Annotated in this window: 16 protein-coding genes, 1 tRNA gene and 1 pseudogene; 1 reads left to right on the top strand and 17 read right to left on the bottom strand. The window is 48.6% G+C overall.

The annotated features are described in order from the left end of the window. Positions 1-102 precede the first annotated feature (102 nt). From JYB87_RS04605 to pnp, 14 genes and pseudogenes are all read right to left on the bottom strand, one after another. Entirely contained in the window at positions 103-1,074 is a 972-nt protein-coding gene (locus JYB87_RS04605; RefSeq protein WP_207355736.1) for a LysR family transcriptional regulator, read from the bottom strand. 426 nt (positions 1,075-1,500) lie between these two features. Beyond that, a tRNA-Trp gene (locus JYB87_RS04600) sits at positions 1,501-1,577 on the bottom strand. Between the two features lie 268 nt (positions 1,578-1,845). Further along, positions 1,846-2,556: a purine-nucleoside phosphorylase gene (gene deoD / locus JYB87_RS04595; protein WP_207355735.1), complete on the bottom strand. Its 711-nt coding sequence runs from the start codon at positions 2,554-2,556 to the stop codon at positions 1,846-1,848. Between the two features lie 66 nt (positions 2,557-2,622). Continuing rightward, positions 2,623-3,846 carry a phosphopentomutase gene (locus JYB87_RS04590; protein ID WP_207355734.1) on the bottom strand — a complete coding sequence of 408 codons (1,224 nt, stop codon included), beginning with the start codon at positions 3,844-3,846 and terminating at the stop codon, positions 2,623-2,625. 22 nt (positions 3,847-3,868) lie between these two features. Then, on the bottom strand, positions 3,869-5,200 hold the full coding sequence (gene deoA, locus JYB87_RS04585; RefSeq protein ID WP_207355733.1) for a thymidine phosphorylase: 1,332 nt from the start codon (positions 5,198-5,200) through the stop codon (positions 3,869-3,871). Between the two features lie 15 nt (positions 5,201-5,215). Beyond that, positions 5,216-5,989, bottom strand: coding sequence for a deoxyribose-phosphate aldolase (gene deoC / locus JYB87_RS04580; RefSeq protein WP_207355732.1), 774 nt, complete (start codon positions 5,987-5,989; stop codon positions 5,216-5,218). Positions 5,990-6,249: 260 nt separating this feature from the next. Continuing rightward, positions 6,250-7,536 carry a NupC/NupG family nucleoside CNT transporter gene (locus tag JYB87_RS04575; protein ID WP_456114977.1) on the bottom strand — a complete coding sequence of 429 codons (1,287 nt, stop codon included), beginning with the start codon at positions 7,534-7,536 and terminating at the stop codon, positions 6,250-6,252. Next, positions 7,519-7,737 (bottom strand): annotated as a pseudogene (locus JYB87_RS18875) (Na+ dependent nucleoside transporter N-terminal domain-containing protein); the annotation flags it as partial. The gene JYB87_RS04575 and the pseudogene JYB87_RS18875, both read right to left, overlap by 18 nt. A gap of 179 nt (positions 7,738-7,916) precedes the next feature. After that, positions 7,917-8,711: a TatD family hydrolase gene (locus JYB87_RS04570; protein WP_207355730.1), complete on the bottom strand. Its 795-nt coding sequence runs from the start codon at positions 8,709-8,711 to the stop codon at positions 7,917-7,919. Positions 8,712-8,751: 40 nt separating this feature from the next. Next, complete coding sequence (locus JYB87_RS04565) at positions 8,752-8,931, bottom strand: DUF5363 family protein (RefSeq protein ID WP_207355729.1); 180 nt, start codon at positions 8,929-8,931, stop codon at positions 8,752-8,754. An 83-nt stretch (positions 8,932-9,014) separates the two neighbouring features. Then, a complete protein-coding gene (gene prfC, locus JYB87_RS04560; protein WP_207355728.1) occupies positions 9,015-10,604 on the bottom strand; it encodes a peptide chain release factor 3 in 1,590 nt (529 codons plus the stop codon). A 189-nt stretch (positions 10,605-10,793) separates the two neighbouring features. Beyond that, positions 10,794-11,345 (bottom strand): YqiA/YcfP family alpha/beta fold hydrolase, encoded by a 552-nt coding sequence (locus JYB87_RS04555; RefSeq protein WP_207355727.1) that lies wholly within the window; start codon positions 11,343-11,345, stop codon positions 10,794-10,796. A 48-nt stretch (positions 11,346-11,393) separates the two neighbouring features. Continuing rightward, positions 11,394-12,305 carry a lipoprotein NlpI gene (nlpI, locus tag JYB87_RS04550; protein WP_207355726.1) on the bottom strand — a complete coding sequence of 304 codons (912 nt, stop codon included), beginning with the start codon at positions 12,303-12,305 and terminating at the stop codon, positions 11,394-11,396. A gap of 150 nt (positions 12,306-12,455) precedes the next feature. Next, on the bottom strand, positions 12,456-14,552 hold the full coding sequence (gene pnp, locus JYB87_RS04545) for a polyribonucleotide nucleotidyltransferase (protein WP_207355725.1): 2,097 nt from the start codon (positions 14,550-14,552) through the stop codon (positions 12,456-12,458). Positions 14,553-14,800: 248 nt separating this feature from the next. Here pnp and JYB87_RS04540 point away from each other — a divergent pair, with 248 nt between their 5' ends. Continuing rightward, a complete protein-coding gene (locus JYB87_RS04540) occupies positions 14,801-16,783 on the top strand; it encodes a bifunctional diguanylate cyclase/phosphodiesterase (protein ID WP_407695830.1) in 1,983 nt (660 codons plus the stop codon). A 61-nt stretch (positions 16,784-16,844) separates the two neighbouring features. On the opposite strand, the gene rpsO is transcribed toward JYB87_RS04540, so the two are convergent. From rpsO to rbfA, 3 genes are all read right to left on the bottom strand, one after another. After that, positions 16,845-17,114 carry a 30S ribosomal protein S15 gene (gene rpsO, locus JYB87_RS04535; protein WP_207355723.1) on the bottom strand — a complete coding sequence of 90 codons (270 nt, stop codon included), beginning with the start codon at positions 17,112-17,114 and terminating at the stop codon, positions 16,845-16,847. 95 nt (positions 17,115-17,209) lie between these two features. Continuing rightward, positions 17,210-18,160, bottom strand: a complete 951-nt coding sequence (truB, locus tag JYB87_RS04530; RefSeq protein WP_207355722.1) for a tRNA pseudouridine(55) synthase TruB — start codon at positions 18,158-18,160, stop codon at positions 17,210-17,212. After that, on the bottom strand, positions 18,160-18,567 hold the full coding sequence (rbfA, locus tag JYB87_RS04525; protein ID WP_207355721.1) for a 30S ribosome-binding factor RbfA: 408 nt from the start codon (positions 18,565-18,567) through the stop codon (positions 18,160-18,162). The genes truB and rbfA overlap by 1 nt, the downstream gene beginning before the upstream one ends. Positions 18,568-18,577 lie beyond the last annotated feature (10 nt).

Here is an 18,577-nt window from a genome sequence, read left to right as displayed (position 1 = left end):
TGAAATGCAAAAAATTAAAAATATTAATTTAATCTGAAAATTGAGACAATTAATTTAACCTTAAAACAACTCAGATAATTAAGCACTTAATGATATTTTTAATTAGTTATCACTTAATAACTCATAAACTGTTGAGAATATTAATCCTCGCGTATTTTCGTTGTAGCGGCGTAATGGTTTAGAACGCTCAATTAAATAGATCCTCGGTGTTCTTAGTGCATTATCTAAGCGTAAAAATTGCGGTTGCGGCATACGTTCGCAGCGCAGCCCCGGCAGATCATTAATTAAGTTACGCTCACCGATATGAGCGATAGAAACACTATTCATCGTCAATAAATGACAATACCACTCTGCATAACTCTTAACCGGCGAGATACTGACGTAACTCTTTTCTGTTTCGCGACAATATTGCTCAAATGGATCTAGACGATCATTAAACCCCTGAGTCGCAATATAAACGAATGGAAAGTCTGCCAAATGCTCCACATCAAATTGTGCGTAACTTTGCCAGATAGGATGATTACTTTTAGCCACCACTGAAAGCGCTTGCGTATCAATTATTTTTTGCTGAGTGAGTTCATGATAATCCATTAACTCTTGGGTTACTGAGATCCCAAAGTCGAGATCACCCTTGTGTAAATTATCGATGGAATTTTCGTCCCAGCAATAAAGTTGGATTTTTCCTAACTGCTGTTGTATTTCAGGAGCGGCAAGTCGTTGCGCTACAATTGGCATAAACATAGGGACTACGGCCAATTTTAAAATAATATCTTCATGTGGATAATGCTCATCGAGCAATACATCTTTGAATTGTTCGAGCGAATCGGTAAAAACACAGATGTTGGGATAGAGCTTTTCCGCAAATAATGTGGGTTTTAGCCCCTGTTGGCGGCGGTAGAAAAGATCATTATTAAATGCTGCACGCAGCGCATTCAAACTGCGACTGACTTTTGATGGGGAAACCCCCAAGTTTCGCGCAACTTCATTGGCATGGCCTGACTCAAAAATGTGCCTAAAGACGATAAGACTAAAGACATCCAGTTCTTTAATTCGCTTCATTAAATCATGAGTCATTTCGATTCGCTATACTTTACAAATGTATAATAAATGTAAAGCTATATGAATTATAATTAATATCAAGCAAGCGTGCTGATTTAGGCAAAGCTGATCACAATAATCTCGCTACATTCATCACAGCTAAACTAGGCTAAATAATAATGAATCCTATTTATGCTAAATCGCATCAATATAAAACAAGGCTATTGATTATATAGAGTATTTATTCAAGTGAGTTTGACGTGGGTCTAATGCGCCAAATTGCATCTGATTGGAGTGCACCGAAAGCTTGATTCAAATAATGGGGGTTCAGCCTGCGCGTTAACAATGCGTTGACTATCATTCAGGCAAAGCGCTATTGTCGAAAAGCCGAGGTCTGGCAGAAAATGCAAATCCAGAAAAGAAAAACGGCTCGCATATTGCTATGCAAGCCGTCGAAATTAGTGGCAGGGGTGGCAAGACTCGAACTCGCAACCGTCGGTTTTGGAGACCGCTGTTCTACCAATTGGAACTACACCCCTACGAACGGGACGAATTATGCAAAAACCCCGATTAAAGGTAAAGGACTTTTTGCTGATAAACCTTTCGAATGCGGCTTTTTCAGCCAACCGAGTCTAATCGCTGCGCAACCCCGCTGAAAAATCCACAATTCACTCAAAAAACAACCGCTAATCGTCGTGCTACCGCCTGATTCTACGCTGCGAACATTTGCGCAAATCAGCCAGTTAGCCAGCAAAAAAAGAGGCTAATCGCCTCTTTTTTGATAAATCGTCACCCGCATAGTGCAGCTTAGAAATGCAATGCCGCTTCTAAGGTCATCACGATCATGTCGTTAAAGGTGTTTTGACGCTCATCTGAGGTGGTTTGCTCGCCAGTTCGAATGTGGTCAGACACTGTCACCACACACAAGGCACGCGCACCGAACTCGTGAGCCACGCCGTAAAGGCCAGCAGCTTCCATTTCAACACCCAGCACGCCCATCTTCTCCATCACGTCAAACATATCCGCTTCAGGGGTGTAGAACAGATCTGCTGAATAGACGTTACCAACGCGAACAGGAATATTTTGTGCTTTGGCAGCATCAACCACTTTGCTGAGCAGGTCATAATCTGCCACCGCAGCAAAATCGTGCCCTTTAAAGCGAGTGCGGTTTACCGCTGAGTCGGTGCAAGCGCCCATGCCGATGATCACATCGCGCACTTTGACGTCTTGGCTAATAGCGCCGCAAGAACCGACGCGGACGATGTTTTTCACGCCGTAGTCTTTGATCAATTCAGTGGCATAGATAGAGCAAGATGGAATCCCCATCCCTGAGCCCATCACTGAAATTTTCTTGCCTTTGTAACTTCCGGTAAAGCCTAGCATGTTACGTACGTCGGTCACCTGTACAACGTCTTCTAAGAACGTCTCTGCAATGTACTTGGCACGCAGTGGGTCACCCGGAAACAACACGGTTTCAGCAAAGGCGCCGTCAGCGGCGTTGATGTGTGGTGTAGCCATTAAATTAACCTCATTAAAGTTAAATCTGTCGTAGTGTCTTTTTACCGGCTGTGAGTGTCAGTGAAATCAGCGCGTTAAAAAGGAGGAGCCATAGTCCATTTGCTCCAAGTTGAAATACGCTGCTACCGATTGGCCGATATCAGCAAATGTATTACGCAGCCCCAAAGAGCCTGCGGTTAAACCTGCGCCATACGCTAACACTGGTACGTGTTCGCGAGTATGATCTGTGCCAACCCAAGTGGGATCACAGCCATGATCGGCGGTTAAAATCAGTAAATCGTCCGGCTGCAATTGAGCAAGTAACTCAGGCAAACGGCAGTCAAAATATTCTAATGCTGCTGCATAGCCAGCAACATCGCGTCGATGGCCAAACTGCGAATCAAAATCGACAAAGTTGGTAAAGATAATACTGTTAGCTTGCGCCTGACTGACTTGGGCTAATGTCGCGTCAAATAACTCAGCCAGTCCTGTTGCGTTAACTTTAGCGGTGATGCCACAGTTTGCATAAATATCGGCAATTTTACCGATACTGATAACATTGCCGCCTGCGGCTTTGAGTTTATCCAGCACGGTTTTGGCTGGCGGCTCGACCGCATAGTCATGACGATTACCGGTGCGTTCAAATTGGCCTTTACCACTGCCCACAAACGGCCGCGCAATCACCCGACCAATGTTATAAGGCGCTAACACTTCGCGAGCGATTTCGCACAGGCGATAAAGCTTTTCAAGGCCAAAGGTGTCCTCATGACAAGCGATTTGGAACACCGAATCGGCCGAGGTGTAAAAGATAGGCCAGCCTGTTTGCATATGCTGCTCACCGAGCTCATCCAAAATCACCGTGCCCGACGCATGGCAGTTACCTAAAAAACCGGGTAACTCTGCGCGGCGCAGAATTTCATCGGTTAACTCTTTGGGGAATGAATTAATTTTCTCGGCGAAATAACCCCAGTCATACAACACTGGCACACCCGCCATCTCCCAGTGACCGCTTGGCGTGTCTTTGCCTGAACTCAGTTCAGCGGCATGACCATAGGCGCCGATAACCTCAATGTTATCCGCAAAACCTGCTGGGAATTCACCGGTGCTTTCTTTAGCAGCGTGTGCCAAACCGAGCTTGGCAAGATTAGGCAGCTTGAGCGCGCCACAGCGCTCGGCGTTATCACCTCGGCCTGCCGCACATTCGGCGGCGATATGACCAAAGGTATCAGCGCCTTCATCGCCAAACTTAGCCGCATCGGCGCTGGCACCAATCCCGAAAGAATCCAGCATAAGAATAATACAACGCTTCATCGCGTTAGCTCCTTGCGCATCTTTAGTTCCCTTCTGAGCGAATCGTTTGGTAAATCTGAGGTAATGACGCTGGTGCAATATCACCAATCTGGATCGCCTGCTGGATGGCAGTTGCCGCCACAGCATAATCGGTTGCTGATTTAGCGTGAATCACGGCAAGTGGTGTATCGGCATCGACGCAATCACCCAGCTGGCTGACATGACTCAAACCGACCCGATAATCCAGTGCATCGCCACTTTGGCAACGGCCACCACCCAGTGCGACCACAGCCATACCTATCGCGCGAGTATCCATTTGCTGCACTATGCCCACCTGCGCGGCATAGACTGGCTTAATCACCTCAGCAGTAGCCAAATAACGCGAATAGTGATCCACAAAATCAGCAGGACCGCCCAATCCATGCACCATACGGCCAAAGCGTTCTGCCGCAGCCCCCGAGGCGAGTGCATGTTGCAGCTTTTGCTGTGCCGCATCAATCGAGTCAACCAGCTTTCCTTGCAGTAACAGCTCGGCGGCGAGCGCCATGGTGACTTCATGCAAACGTTGATTACGGTTTTCACCCCGTAAAAAACACACGGCTTCGCTTACTTCCAGGGCATTCCCCGCAGCAGAGGCCAGCAGTTGGTTCATGTCGGTGAGTAGTGCGGCTGTACGAGTACCTGCGCCATTAGCAACAGTCACGATCGATTCCGCAAGGGCTTTGGAGTCTTCAAAAGTCGGCATAAACGCACCCGAGCCGACTTTGACGTCCATCACCAGCGCATCGAGGCTACAGGCAAGTTTTTTTGATAAAATTGAGGCGGTAATTAGCCCCATAGATTCTACAGTGGCGGTGTTATCGCGAATCGCGTAAAAGCGTTTATCCGCAGGCACCAAGGACGCAGTCTGCCCCACAATCGCCACACCGGCTTCGCGCACAACCTTGGCAAATTGGGCGCTGCTAACACTGGTTTGATAACCGGGAATCGCGTCGAGTTTATCCAGTGTACCGCCGGTATGGCCAAGACCACGGCCAGAAATCATCGGCACATAACCGCCGCAGGCAGCTACTAAAGGGCCGAGCATTAAACTGGTGACATCACCCACGCCGCCGGTGCTGTGTTTATCCAGCACTGGGCCATCAAAACCACAGTTGTCCCAGCTGAGCACATCGCCCGAATCGCGCATGGCACAGGTGAGCGCAACCCGCTCATCCATCGTCATGCCTTGGAAATAGGTGGCCATAGCAAACGCGGCGATTTGGCCATCGCTGAGACTGCCGTCGGTAACACCATTCACCAAGAAGCCAATCTCGGCATGACTTAGTACCTCGCCGTTACGCTTCTTGCGGATAATCTCTTGCGCTAAAAACATCAACGTATCCGCAGCTTAGTAGCCTTTGCTTTCAGCAGGCGCTGCTGACAGTTCCAGCGTGTGCAGCAAGTTGTTCAGCAAACTTGAAGCACCGAAGCGGAAATGACGCGCATCAACCCAGTCGTCACCCAAGATGCGGTTTGCTGCACCTAAGAATTCCGCCGCTTGTGCTGCATCACGCACGCCACCGGCTGGCTTAAAGCCCACGTTGCGGTTTTTCTCGCTGATCACCGTCAGCATGATTTCTGCCGCTTCAATGGTGGCGTTTACAGGCACCTTACCGGTAGAGGTTTTGATAAAGTCCGCACCAGCGTCAATGGCTATTTCAGACGCTTTACGGATAAGCGCAGGGTCTTTCAGCTCGCCAGACTCGATAATGACTTTCAGCAGTGCGCTGTCGCCACAAGCGGCTTTACAAGCCTTCACCAGCTCAAAACCGATGGTTTCATTGCCAGCCATAAACGCTTTGTAGGGGAACACTACATCGACTTCATCAGCGCCATAGGCGACGGCGGCACGTGTTTCCAATACCGCAAGTTCAACATCGTCATTGCCATGTGGAAAGTTAGTGACGGTCGCAATACGCACGCTGCCGGCGCCAATCGCAGCCAAGGTTTTGCGAGCAATTGGCACAAAACGAGGATACACGCAAACCGCGGCGGTATTACCCGCAGGGGTTTTCGCTTTATGACATAAGTCGATCACTCGCTGATCGGTATCGTCATCATTAAGCGTGGTTAAATCCATTAAGCTGATCGCCAGTTTGGCGGCGTGTTGCAAATCCATCATTCTGTTGTCTCCACAAAAGGCGTTGGGGCCATCGCCCTCACCTATGCTGTTATCAAAATATTCAGACCCATACCGCAACCACACGCATGGGTCTGAACACTTAAATGCGGCGCCAATGATAACCCCGCATTAACATCAAATCTAGAACCGCCGTTCAAATATTATGAACAATTGAAAAACAATCGCCTTCACTTAGTGTTAGCACCAAAAAACAAAACCCGGCAGCTTAGCCGGGTTTAATTGCATTTGCGTGACAAGCCTTAGGCGATTGAGACAAACAAGCCGGCAATCGTGGCACTCATCAGGTTCGCCAATGAACCAGCAATCACGGCACGCATCCCCAGACGGGCTAAATCATGACGGCGATTCGGTGCCATCGCGCCCAAACCACCGAGCAAAATCGCAATAGAGGACAAGTTCGCAAAACCACACAGCGCAAACGAAATGATCGCTTTGGTTTTATCTGTCATCACCAGACCGGTTTCCGCCACCAGCTTGCCACCATCAAGCACGTCCTTCAGATAGGGGGCAAAGTTAGAGTAAGCAACAAACTCGTTCACAATGATTTTCTGGCCGATAAACGAACCGGCTAACATCGCTTCATTCCACGGTACGCCAATCAACCATGCCAGCGGCATAAAGATATAGCCAAGAATAAGCTCAAGTGAGATTTGGTCATTAGCAGCAAGCACCACCGCATTAGCTGCATCTGCGAGTTGCGGTTGAGCACTCAATTGCCCAATTTGGGCAGCAACCAATTGCCGATCGATATCCACAATCGCCAGATTCGCGACACTGACATGCGCCTGCTTGGCCAATTCAGCCACGCTACCGTTAAAGGCAGAGGTCAGTTCTGGTGATACTGCCGACGCACTTTGCAATGCCATAAACGCTTGTTGCAACGCGGCATCGCCATAACCAAACAGGCCACCAATACTGCCGATAATGGAATTGATTAACGCAATCAAAGCGATAAATGCCAGCAACATAGCGCCAACGTTCAACGCTAACTGCATGCCAGATGACGCGCCTGAAGCCGCCGCATCGAGTACGTTAGCCGGCTTGTCGGGATCATCTTGCAGCTCTTCCACATCATCTTTGGTGCTGTCGGTTTCTGGATGGAAAATTTTAGCCATCAACAAGCCACCGGGTGCCGCCATAAATGAGGCCGCCACCAAGTATTCCATCGGTACGCCCATCTGCGCATAACCGGCCATTACCGAACCAGCAATCGACGCCATGCCGCCCACCATAATGGCAAACAGTTCAGATTCAGTCATGGTAGGGATAAACGGACGCACTACCATCGGCGCTTCGGTTTGACCCACAAAGATATTGGCGGTGGCTGACATTGACTCGGTGCGGCTAGTGCCCAAGGCTTTCTGCAGTGCGCCACCAATAATACGGATCACCCACTGCATAATGCCGAGGTAATACAGCACCGCGATCAGCGAAGAGAAAAACACTATGACGGGCAACACGTGGATAACGAAGATAAAGCCCAGCTTGAACTGCGCTAAACCGCCAAACAGGAACTCGATGCCCACGTTAGCTTTTTGGATAACGCTAGAAACTGCGTCAGATACTCCTTTGAGAATATCTTTACCGATAGGTACATAGAGGACGAAGCCACCAAATATCGCCTGAATGGCAAACGCGCCGCCTACAGTACGGAAATTGATTGCTTTTCGGTTCGCGGACAGCAAAAACGCTATCGCTAGTAGGACCACAATGCCTACTAAACTCATGACGACGCTCATTAATCATTACCCTTTTTTAGTTCTTTTATGGCGTTCCCGCCCAGACCCGCGCGCATTATAGCGAACGGCACTCCTTAAATCGCCTTGCTAACACGACTTTTTACAGTTGTTTTTCATTGAGTTACAGCATTTTATTTCAAACAACAATGGCGTTTAGTGAAAACTGTTTAGCACTCAAATAATTGAACTCGATTGAGTTCTAGTTGTTCTGCTAACTGAACAACCGATAAATTTGTTAATTTGGCGACCTCGGCCACCACCGCCGTCAGCGTCAGCGGGGTATTGCGCGCGCCATCGAGACATTTAGGCGCCATATCTGGCGAGTCAGTTTCAAGCAATATTGCGGCTACTGGCAGTTGCGCGACCGCATCACGCAACTTTTTTGCCTCGGGATTTAACACTAAACCGCCGATGCCAACGCGAAAACCCAGCTGCCAATATTGCAACGCCACTTCAATACTGCCACTGAAGCCGTGAATCACGCCGCCACGCCTAAGCCTTTCCTGTTGCAGTATTTGCAGCATATCACCGTGGCATTGCACCGCATGCACAATTAACGGTAACGAGAATTGTTGCGCTAACGCCAGCTGCGCGGTGAATAAACTCAGCTGCCGATGCCAGTTGTGCTCATCGCTGTGCTGCATTCGTTTGGCACGCAGTTTATCTAATCCACACTCGCCAACCGCAATTAATAACGGGTCACCTTGAGCTTGCTGCAACTGTTGGTTGAGTTGTGCAATTGCGGCAGTTTGATCATCTGGTAGATACCAAGGATGTATGCCCAAGGCGTATTGCCATTGATACTGTGCAGCAATGGCCTGCATGGATGGCCATTGCTCAGGCGCAATCCCAGGCAAAATTAGCCGTGAAATCCCCTGTTGCTGCATCTGCTGCCAGAGTTCAGCACGATCCGCCGCAAACTCGGCGAGATCAAGGTGAGCGTGGCTATCGGTCAGTTGCATGACGATCGAATCCGTCTTTCATATCCATCTGAGTGAAGCATCACTGCTGCGGCTCTTTGGCCTGAGTGTCTGTCGTAGGATTATTTGCGGCTTTGTCCAATGGGGGATCATATAGGCGCGGCATGCAGCAACGACGGTTTTCTTCGGTCAGTCCCATCTTGTCACACCAACCGGTGTAGCCTTGCCATGCGCGTTTGATAAAGCCAACTAAATGATTCATAGAATTTCCGGCACAAAAAAGCGGAGTAGTTACTCCGCTTTTTTAACAAGCTTCTGCCGATTTAGCAAACTTGCTGTGCTGAATTAATGTTCGCGGGTCTTGGCGAACTCAATATCAGGGTAACGCTCCATCGATAAGCTAAGGTTAACCATTGTTGGTGCGATATAGGTCAGGTTGTCACCGCCATCGAGCGCCAAGTTGGTTGAGCATTTACGTTGGAATTCGTCCATTTTCTTGGCATCTTTGCAGTATACCCAGCGCGCAGTTGCCACGTTAATCGCTTCGTAGATAGCTTCAACGTTGTATTCAGATTTAAGACGAGCCACCACCACTTCAAACTGCAGCACACCCACAGCGCCAACGATCAAGTCGTTGCTTTCCAGCGGGCGGAACACCTGTACCGCGCCTTCTTCTGATAACTGCACCAAACCTTTGAGCAACTGCTTTTGTTTCAACGGGTCTTTCAAACGAATACGACGGAACATCTCTGGCGCAAAGTTAGGAATACCGGTGAATTTGATATCTTCGTTCTGCGTGAAGGTATCACCAATTTGGATAGTGCCGTGGTTGTGCAAGCCGATGATATCGCCGGCATAGGCTTCCTCAGCACGTTCACGGTCGCCGGCCATAAAGGTAACCGCATCAGAAATACTGACGGTTTTACCAATACGTACGTGCTTCATCTTCATGCCTTGGGTGTATTTACCCGAAACCACCCGCATAAAGGCGATACGGTCACGGTGTTTAGGATCCATGTTGGCTTGGATTTTAAACACAAAACCACTGAACTTTTCATCGGTTGCTTCAATGGTGCGAGTTTCAGCTTCACGTGGTTGCGGTGCAGGCGCCCAAGCGGTCAAACCATCCAGCATATGGTCAACACCAAAGTTACCCAATGCAGTACCGAAGAATACCGGCGTCAATTCACCATTTAAAAACAGCTCTAAATCGAATTCGTTGGAAGCACCTTGCACCAACTCCAGCTCATCACGCAATTGCGCTGCCAGATCGCTGCCCACCGCCACATCCAGTTCTGGGTTATTCAAGCCTTTGATAATGCGGACTTCTTGAATGATATGGCCGTGACCAGTTTGATACAAAATGGTCTCATCACGGTGCAAGTGATACACGCCCTTGAACGATTTACCACAACCAATCGGCCAGCTGATTGGCGCGCACATCATGTTGAGCTCGCCTTCCACTTCATCGAGCAGCTCCATTGGATCGCGAATATCACGGTCCAATTTGTTCATGAAGGTGACGATTGGGGTGTCACGCAGACGGGTCACTTCCATCAATTTGCGCGTACGGTCTTCCACACCTTTAGCGGCGTCGATCACCATCAAACAGGAATCTACTGCGGTCAGGGTACGATAGGTATCTTCCGAGAAGTCTTCGTGGCCTGGGGTATCCAGCAGGTTGACCAAACAGTCGTTATACGGGAACTGCATCACTGAGGTAGTGACCGAAATACCACGCTCTTTTTCCATCTCCATCCAGTCAGACTTGGCGTGATGACTAGAGCCGCGTCCTTTCACCGTACCAGCTTGTTGGATCATGTGTCCGTGCAGCAGTACTTTTTCGGTAATGGTGGTTTTACCGGCGTCGGGGTGCGAGATAATAGCGAAAGTTCGGCGTTTACCGATTTCTGTGGCGATGGCTGAGTTCGACATGGATTAACAATCTTCTGTTAGACAGGAAGCGAGGACTCAACACGCCTAGCGTGGGCTCGCTTCAGACACATACAATTTTAAAGTGCGGTATTTTCGCTGATCTGCGCCGCAGAAACAATCTAACAAGCCAAGTAAAACCCATTCTCAGGTCAAAGCGAGCACGAATTCGCGCTTAATGACACTGATAAGTTAGCCATACGTGGCGACATGTGCGTGAATAATCTGCGCCAGTAATGCACAATCGCCAACTCGATGGCCCCAATCTACGCTTTGCCACTGCCAGCCCTTAGCGCGGCAGAAGGTTTGCTGATAGTCTGCGGGTATAACCTCATCGGCATCACCAATCAGAATTTTTGGCTTGAGGATTCGACTTGGATTTAGCGGCTGGAACTGAGCTAACATCTGCGCAGTGAACGGAATAGGCGCTTGGGTTTGAAAGTTCATTGCCGGTTCATTGAGGTATTTTGCCAATAATCTGCCGGGCTCATAGCAGGCATTAACGGCCACCACCGGGATTTCAAAACGCTCGGCCAGTTTCAGCGCGTAGTAAGCGCCCATTGACGTGCCCACAATGGCGGATGGCTGACAGCGTTCCACTAACGGCCACTGCGTTGCCAAACTCAGATTGAATAACTCTGGCTGATAATCTGGCGCAATCACTTCAAAGCCAGCTTGGGCGAGCCCGGTGGCGGTGGAGGCTTGGCCGCTAGAGCCAAGTCCGTGGAGATAGAAAATTTTCATGTCGCACTGTGCCTAATGAACTGGCTCGGTATAGCCAACGCCCAGCGATTACTGCTTGGCGGGTTGTGTTTCAAATTCAGCGTCCTGATCAGTTTTCAGCAATCGACTCAGTTCGACGCGAGCATAGCGATATTCCACAAAATCAAAGATGTTGGTCGCGAGGGTCAAACGTAAATACTGCGCCGCTTTGTCGTTTTTCTGCTGAGCAATCGCCGCCTTGGCCATATAGAAATAGGCTTCGCACAAACGCTCAATATATTCTCGCGGCTGTGTCAGTTTTTGCTTTGCCAGCGCCAACAACTCCGCATCGGAATGGCGTCCCAACAGATAATCTACAATTACGGTCGCCCACACATCCCCCGCCAATCCAGTACGATTTTTTTGCAGCGCTAACTTAGCTTTCGCCGCATCGACTTCGGTTTGAGCGAGGTAGAGCCATAAAACGCGATAACCATCTTGCGGATCTTGCTGATAAAACGTGGTCATATCACGCGTGGCCAATTCGGGCATTCCGGCGTAATACAGCGCTATGCCACGGTTGAGATAGGCGTAGTCATAATCGGGGATCAGCTCTAGCACTGAGTCAAATGCCTCGTAAGCACTTTCGTAATTGCCTTCTTGGGTTAAATAGATCCCCATGAAATTGTAGGCATCGGCGAGATCAGGCTTGATCGACAGAGCTTGATGAAATTGAATACGAGCATTGAGTCGCAAACCAAGACGGTCATATATCACGCCGCGCTCATAGATAAACCGTGCGCGTTGCTCGTCGGTTAACTTAGCGGAGACAAGAATTTCATTGAGCTTGGCCAAGGTCATTTCTAGTTTGTAGTCATTTAAGACAGGCGCGACCAGCAGTTGTCCTTGCACCTCATTCTTGGCTGTGGTGGCACAACCGCCCAATAACAGCCCAGACCCAGCGATCAGTGCCATCAATACGGCACGCACTTTCCCGCTCATTTCCCAATCCTTTTTATTGCGTATAAGCATTTATATTATCAACTGCTGCCGCAGCCCGCCAATATTGCCGCCGAGTGCGATGAGAATATTTTACTGCGGCAATAAAAAAGGAGATCCGCAGATCTCCTCTTGTCACTTGTTGGCAAGTGCTTATTCAGCAGCGCCAGCTGGCTTAGCTTCTTTGATCGACAGACGTACACGGCCTTGACGGTCAACTTCCATCACTTTCACTTCAACTTCTTGGTTCAGTTCTAAGTGATCAGACACGTTAGCTACACGCTCATCAGAGATTTGCGAGATGTGTACCAGACCATCTTTACCCGGAAGAATGTTAACGAACGCACCGAAATCAACGATACGGATAACCTTACCTTTGTAAACACGACCCACTTCAACTTCAGCAGTGATCTCTTCGATGCGGCGGATAGCTTCTTTGGTGGCTTCGCCATTGCTTGAAGCGATCTTCACAGTACCGTCGTCTTCCAGCTCAATGGTGGTACCGGTTTCTTCAGTCAGTGCACGAATAGTAGCGCCGCCTTTACCGATAACATCACGGATTTTTTCTGGATTGATCTTGATAGTAGTGATACGTGGAGCATGTTCAGAGATTTCAGAACGCGCAGTGTTGATCGCTTGATCCATCACGTTCAGGATATGGACACGGGCACCATAAGCTTGGCGCAGTGCAATCTCCATGATCTCTTTGGTGATACCTTCGATCTTGATGTCCATCTGCAGTGCAGTCACACCATCGCGAGTACCGGCTACTTTGAAGTCCATGTCGCCCAGGTGATCTTCATCACCCAGAATGTCAGACAGTACTACAAAGTCATCACCTTCTTTCACCAAGCCCATTGCGATACCCGCAACAGAAGTCTTGATAGGTACACCCGCATCCATCAGTGCCAGTGAAGTACCACATACAGAAGCCATAGAGCTTGAACCGTTAGATTCAGTGATTTCTGATACCACACGTACTGAGTATGGGAACTCTTCAGCAGAAGGCATTACTGCATTCACACCACGCCATGCCAGTTTGCCGTGACCGATTTCACGACGTTTTGGTGAACCAACCATGCCGGTTTCACCTACTGAATATGGAGGGAAGTTGTAGTGCAGCATAAAGCGGTTGGTGCGCTCGCCCATGATAGAGTCGATTTTTTGCGCATCACGCTCAGTACCCAGCGTACAGGTTACCAGTGCTTGGGTTTCACCACGAGTGAACAATGCACTACCGTGAGTACGTGGCAATACGCCCGCCATCACGCTCAGCGCACGTATCATATCAGGTTCACGACCGTCGATACGTGGCATACCTTTGATGATACGGCTACGTACAACTGCTTTTTCCAAGCTACCCAGCAGGTTGTCAGCTTCTTGCGTATCCAGTTCTGGATCTGCAGCCAACAGTTGCTCGATGGCAGCTTTCTTCACATCAGCAACAGCAGCATAGCGCTCTTGCTTAGCAGTGATTTGGTATGCTTCAGTCAAACCAGCTTCAGCAGCGGCTTTCACTTTTTCAGCCAAGGTTTCGTTTTTCGCTGGTGCAGTCCAATTCCAAGCTGGTTTACCGGCTTCGGCTTTGAACTCGTTAATCGCGTTGATCACAACTTGTTGTTGATCGTGACCATAAACAACAGCACCCAACATCACTTCTTCTGCCAGTACTTTTGCTTCTGATTCAACCATCAGAACCGCAGCTTGAGTACCCGCAACCACCAAATCCAGTTGGCTGTTGACCAGCGCTTCTGCACCTGGGTTGAGGATGTATTCACCATTCACGTAACCTACACGGGCAGCGCCCAGAGGACCGTTAAATGGAATACCAGAAATAGCCAACGCAGCAGATGTACCAATCATTGCAACAATGTCTGGCTCAATCTGTGGATCAACCGAAACTACAGTCACGATAACCTGAACTTCGTTGGTGAAACCATCAGGGAAAAGTGGACGGATAGGACGGTCGATAAGGCGGGCGATCAAAGTTTCATCTTCTGATGGACGTCCTTCTCGCTTAAAGAAACCACCCGGAATCTTACCCGCTGCGTAAGTTTTTTCCTGATAATTCACTGTAAGAGGGAAGAAGTCACGGCCAGGATCTGCATCTTTTTTACCGACAACCGTTACCAAAACTGTGGTGTCGCCCATGCTGGCCATAACGGCTGCATCGGCTTGACGTGCGATAACACCTGTTTCCAGGGTGACAGTATGCTGACCATACTCAAAACTCTTAACTATTGGATTCACGTGACCCATTCCTTAATTAATAACCTTAATTTTCGCGCGTAAGTATACAGCAATGCTTCTATCTGAATAAAGCGATTGCATAACTTTGCGGCCGGAGAATTTTTTTAAAATAGATCTTTACAGACAACTTAACTGGAATATTTAGACTAATCTTAGAGTCATGAGCCGAAATCTCACACATTGGAATGGTTTAGATGAGAAAAACGCGTTTTAAATCACTCACATTCAAACAAACAGTACTCGTGGTAATGACAGCGCTTTTTTTTGCCTTTGCCATCTTTATCGTTGAAGTACTGATGCTGGTAAAAGTACAAACTGAGACGTTGGAAAATGCGCAGCAGGAATTGTTAGATTCGGTTGAACACCCGTTAGAGAGCGCCGTATGGGCCTTTGATAGAGCGTTGGCAGAACAAACGCTCGAAGGCATTCTAAATGTAGACTATATCGCCAGTGCTAAAGTGCTGTTGGATAACAGCGAAAAATTCGTCAATTTAGATAATCGTGTCGATGAAACCGCAGACATCTACCTAGCAATTGGCAGCAGGCTGTTCGGGCCGCTGAAACAGGTATCGCGCGATCTGTATAATCCACCCGAGTCGTCCATCAATAAAAAGCCGCAACATATTGGTACGCTCTATATTGACTACGATACACGGGACTTGGCCAAAGCCCTGTTCAGCCAGCTACAGATGAGCTTTTTCGCCACATTGGCGCGCGCACTGTTTATCACCTTAGTGTTGTCGTTTATTTTCCATCGTTTCTTAACCCAGCCGATTGCCAAAATTGGCGAAGCCATTGATCGCATTGACCCAGAGTCACCCGACAATCACCTATTGCCCACGTTTAGCAATCATGAAGATGATGAACTTGGCATAGTCACCACCAAGCTGAATCAAATTTTGATGGAGTTTACCCAAACCCAAAACAAACTGCGCAAACTGGCTACCCGAGACAGCTTAACTGGCCTGCCCAACCGCACCTTACTGTTAGAAACCATTGCCGTAGCCATTCAACGGGCCAAAGCCAGTAATCAACAATTGGGTGTATTGTTTATCGATTTAGATCGCTTCAAAAACGTGAACGATTCACTTGGCCATGCGCTTGGCGACCAGTTTCTGATCCGCGTAGCGTTAATGCTGCGTCGTTTTGTTGGCAACCGCGGTACAGTCGCGCGCCTTGGTGGTGATGAATTTGTAATTTTGCATGATGAACTACGCTCTGCGAATGAAGCCGCAGAGTTTGTCGATAAACTCATCAGACAGCTACAAACGCCCATTAAGCTTGATGACCATTCGCTGCATCCAGCCGCATCTGTGGGGATTTCGTTATTTCCCGATGATGGCCAAACCCCTGAAGATCTTATTCGCCATGCCGATATGGCGATGTATAACGCCAAGGCTATCGGTTCAAATCAGTGGTCTTTCTTTAAACAACAGATGACTGAAAAAGCCGCTGTGCGCCTCAGAACCGAAGCCTCGCTGCACGATGCCATCATCAACAACGAGTTTTTACTGCACTTCCAACCTAAACTAGATATTCACACTGGCGAACTGGTGGGCTGTGAAGCACTGATCCGCTGGCAGCATGAAGGTCGCTTAATCAGTCCAATGACCTTTATTCCCGTTGCTGAAGAAACTGGCATTATTGTGCCGATTGGCCGTTGGGTATTGGAGCAAACTTGTAAATCATTGAGCAAATGGCAGAAACTGTACAACACCAGCACCACGGTGGCATGTAACGTGTCCTCGAAACAGTTTGCGGATGCGAGCCTCATCCCTGATATCAAACGGATGGCCATGCGCTATCAAATCGACCCGAGTTTGATTGAAATCGAGATTACCGAGACCTCGCTGATGGACGATATCGATTTAGCCATCAACAAGCTGAAGCAGTTAAAGTCAGCAGGATTTGGGATTGCGGTTGATGATTTTGGCACGGGCTATTCGTCACTGTCTTATCTGCGCCATCTGCCGATCACTACGCTGAAAATCGACCGAGCATTTGTATCTGATTTACCCCACGACAATGCAATAGCGTCGACGATTCTGACCCTTGGCAAACAACTGCATCTCAATATTGTGGCGGAAGGGATTGAGAACGAACAGCAAGAGCGCTGGTTAAAGAGTAATGGTTGTGTGATTGGCCAAGGTTTTTACTACAGTAAGCCGTTGCCAATCGAAGAGTTCGAACAACTCTATTTGGCACCAAGAAGCCGCCAAGTTCAGTCGTAATCCATAAATTTTGGCCAACAAAAAAGGAGGCATAAGCCTCCTTTTTTGTGCCGAATCGCTATTAGCGACGCAGACCCAGTTCTTGGATCAGAGCAACGTAACGTGCGTTGTCTTTCTTGCTCAGATAAGCCAACAGTTTACGACGTGCGCTTACCATACGCAGCAGACCACGACGTGAGTGGTGATCTTTTTTGTGCTCTTTAAAGTGACCTTGCAGATGGTTGATCTGTGCAGTCAGCAGGGCAACTTGAACTTCTGGTGAGCCAGTGTCGGCTTCGCCGCGGCCAAATTTCGCCAGAATTTCTGCTTTTTGTTCAGTACTTAGTGACATGAGTTTCTCCAAAAATAAACTAAATTAAACTCCAGCCGATCACTAACTCAGCCGAAGGTTGCGCATAATAGCGTGACTGACTCTCTACCGCAAGCTTAGATATCAGTTTTTTCAGGCATTACAATTAAACGTTTTGGTGCAAGTTGACCATCGTCGGTCATAGATCCCACGCCGATAAATTGATGCTGTTCGCCGTGGGTAATGCGCACCAGCGTGCCGGCGGCTGGCCCGTTAAAGCGGACCGGATTACCGTGCATCACATACGCCACCGCGTCGTCGGGCAAATGGCACTCTGGCATATCCGCCACTGCGGTATCCATCGGCAAAAGCAGCGCATCAAGCAAACTATATAGTGCGGCTAGAGAGCCTTTTTCTTGCTCTGTAATCGCCCGTAATTGCTCAAGGGTCACCATTTTATCCGTTGGGTAATCAGCAACCTCGGTACGGCGTAACATAATCACGTGTGCGCCGCAGCCCAGTTGCTCACCTAAATCATCGATAATGGTGCGAATATAGGTGCCTTTAGAGCAGCGAATATCCAGCGTCAGCTCGTCGCCTTCAAGGCCAATAAAATTCAGCTCATAAACCGTAATAGGCCGAGCTTCACGCGGCACGGTCTTACCTTCACGCGCATATTTATACAGCGGCTGACCTTGGTACTTGAGCGCAGAGAACATCGATGGCGTTTGCATCGTATCACCGCGAAAACTCTCCAAGGCGGCATCAAGCTGGGCTTGGCTGAAGTTTATCTCACGGGTTTGCACCACTTCACCGTCAGAGTCACTGGTATCAGTACGCTGACCAAGTTTTGCGGTGACCAAATAACGCTTATCAGAATCGAGCAGATGCTGCGAAAACTTGGTGGCTTCGCCCAAACAGATAGGCAGCATACCGGTCGCTAATGGATCTAAGGCGCCGGTATGACCCGCTTTCGCAGCGTTAAAAATTCGCTTCACTTGTTGCAGCGCGTGATTGGAGCTCTCGCCGGTAGGCTTATCCAATAACACAATGCCATCGATAAAACGGCCTTTCGGTCGTCTTGCCATTACTCTTGTTCCTCGTCATCTGGCTCAACACCAAATTGTGCTTGCTTCGCTTTGTCATCGTTGATGACTTGGCTAACCAAGTTAGACATGCGCATACCTTCAACTAGAGAGGCATCGTATACGAATCTGAGTTCCGGCATTACGCGCAGTTTCATACGTCCGGCCACCAAGGTACGTACGTACGGTGCAGCGTTCATGAGTGCGGTCATCTTGTCTTGAATTGCCTGAGGATCTTCTTCAAACAGTGTGACATAGACTTTTGCAAAGCTGAGGTCCCGTGACACATCAACATCATTCACAGTCACCATGCCAATACGCGGATCTTTCATATCGCGCTGTAGTACGAACGCCAGCTCTTGTTGTAGCTGCTGGCCAATTCGCCGGGTACGGCTAAATTCTTTTGCCATTTTATTTACC

Origin of the sequence: Shewanella avicenniae (genome assembly GCF_017354945.1) — a bacterium.
Taxonomy (GTDB): domain Bacteria; phylum Pseudomonadota; class Gammaproteobacteria; order Enterobacterales; family Shewanellaceae; genus Shewanella; species Shewanella avicenniae.
Note: the sequence above shows the minus strand (reverse complement) of the source record. Positions and strands in the feature narration are given on the sequence as shown.

Coding starts and splice junctions, on each gene's coding strand:
- JYB87_RS04605 (WP_207355736.1), bottom strand. CDS start 1,074: ATGACTCATGATTTAATGAAGCGAATTAAAGAACTGGATGTCTTTAGT.
- deoD (WP_207355735.1), bottom strand. CDS start 2,556: ATGGCTACACCACACATCAACGCCGCTGACGGCGCCTTTGCTGAAACC.
- JYB87_RS04590 (WP_207355734.1), bottom strand. CDS start 3,846: ATGAAGCGTTGTATTATTCTTATGCTGGATTCTTTCGGGATTGGTGCC.
- deoA (WP_207355733.1), bottom strand. CDS start 5,200: ATGTTTTTAGCGCAAGAGATTATCCGCAAGAAGCGTAACGGCGAGGTA.
- deoC (WP_207355732.1), bottom strand. CDS start 5,989: ATGATGGATTTGCAACACGCCGCCAAACTGGCGATCAGCTTAATGGAT.
- JYB87_RS04570 (WP_207355730.1), bottom strand. CDS start 8,711: ATGCAACTGACCGATAGCCACGCTCACCTTGATCTCGCCGAGTTTGCG.
- JYB87_RS04565 (WP_207355729.1), bottom strand. CDS start 8,931: ATGAATCATTTAGTTGGCTTTATCAAACGCGCATGGCAAGGCTACACC.
- prfC (WP_207355728.1), bottom strand. CDS start 10,604: ATGTCGAACTCAGCCATCGCCACAGAAATCGGTAAACGCCGAACTTTC.
- JYB87_RS04555 (WP_207355727.1), bottom strand. CDS start 11,345: ATGAAAATTTTCTATCTCCACGGACTTGGCTCTAGCGGCCAAGCCTCC.
- nlpI (WP_207355726.1), bottom strand. CDS start 12,305: ATGAGCGGGAAAGTGCGTGCCGTATTGATGGCACTGATCGCTGGGTCT.
- JYB87_RS04540 (WP_407695830.1), top strand. CDS start 14,801: ATGACAGCGCTTTTTTTTGCCTTTGCCATCTTTATCGTTGAAGTACTG.
- rpsO (WP_207355723.1), bottom strand. CDS start 17,114: ATGTCACTAAGTACTGAACAAAAAGCAGAAATTCTGGCGAAATTTGGC.
- truB (WP_207355722.1), bottom strand. CDS start 18,160: ATGGCAAGACGACCGAAAGGCCGTTTTATCGATGGCATTGTGTTATTG.
- rbfA (WP_207355721.1), bottom strand. CDS start 18,567: ATGGCAAAAGAATTTAGCCGTACCCGGCGAATTGGCCAGCAGCTACAA.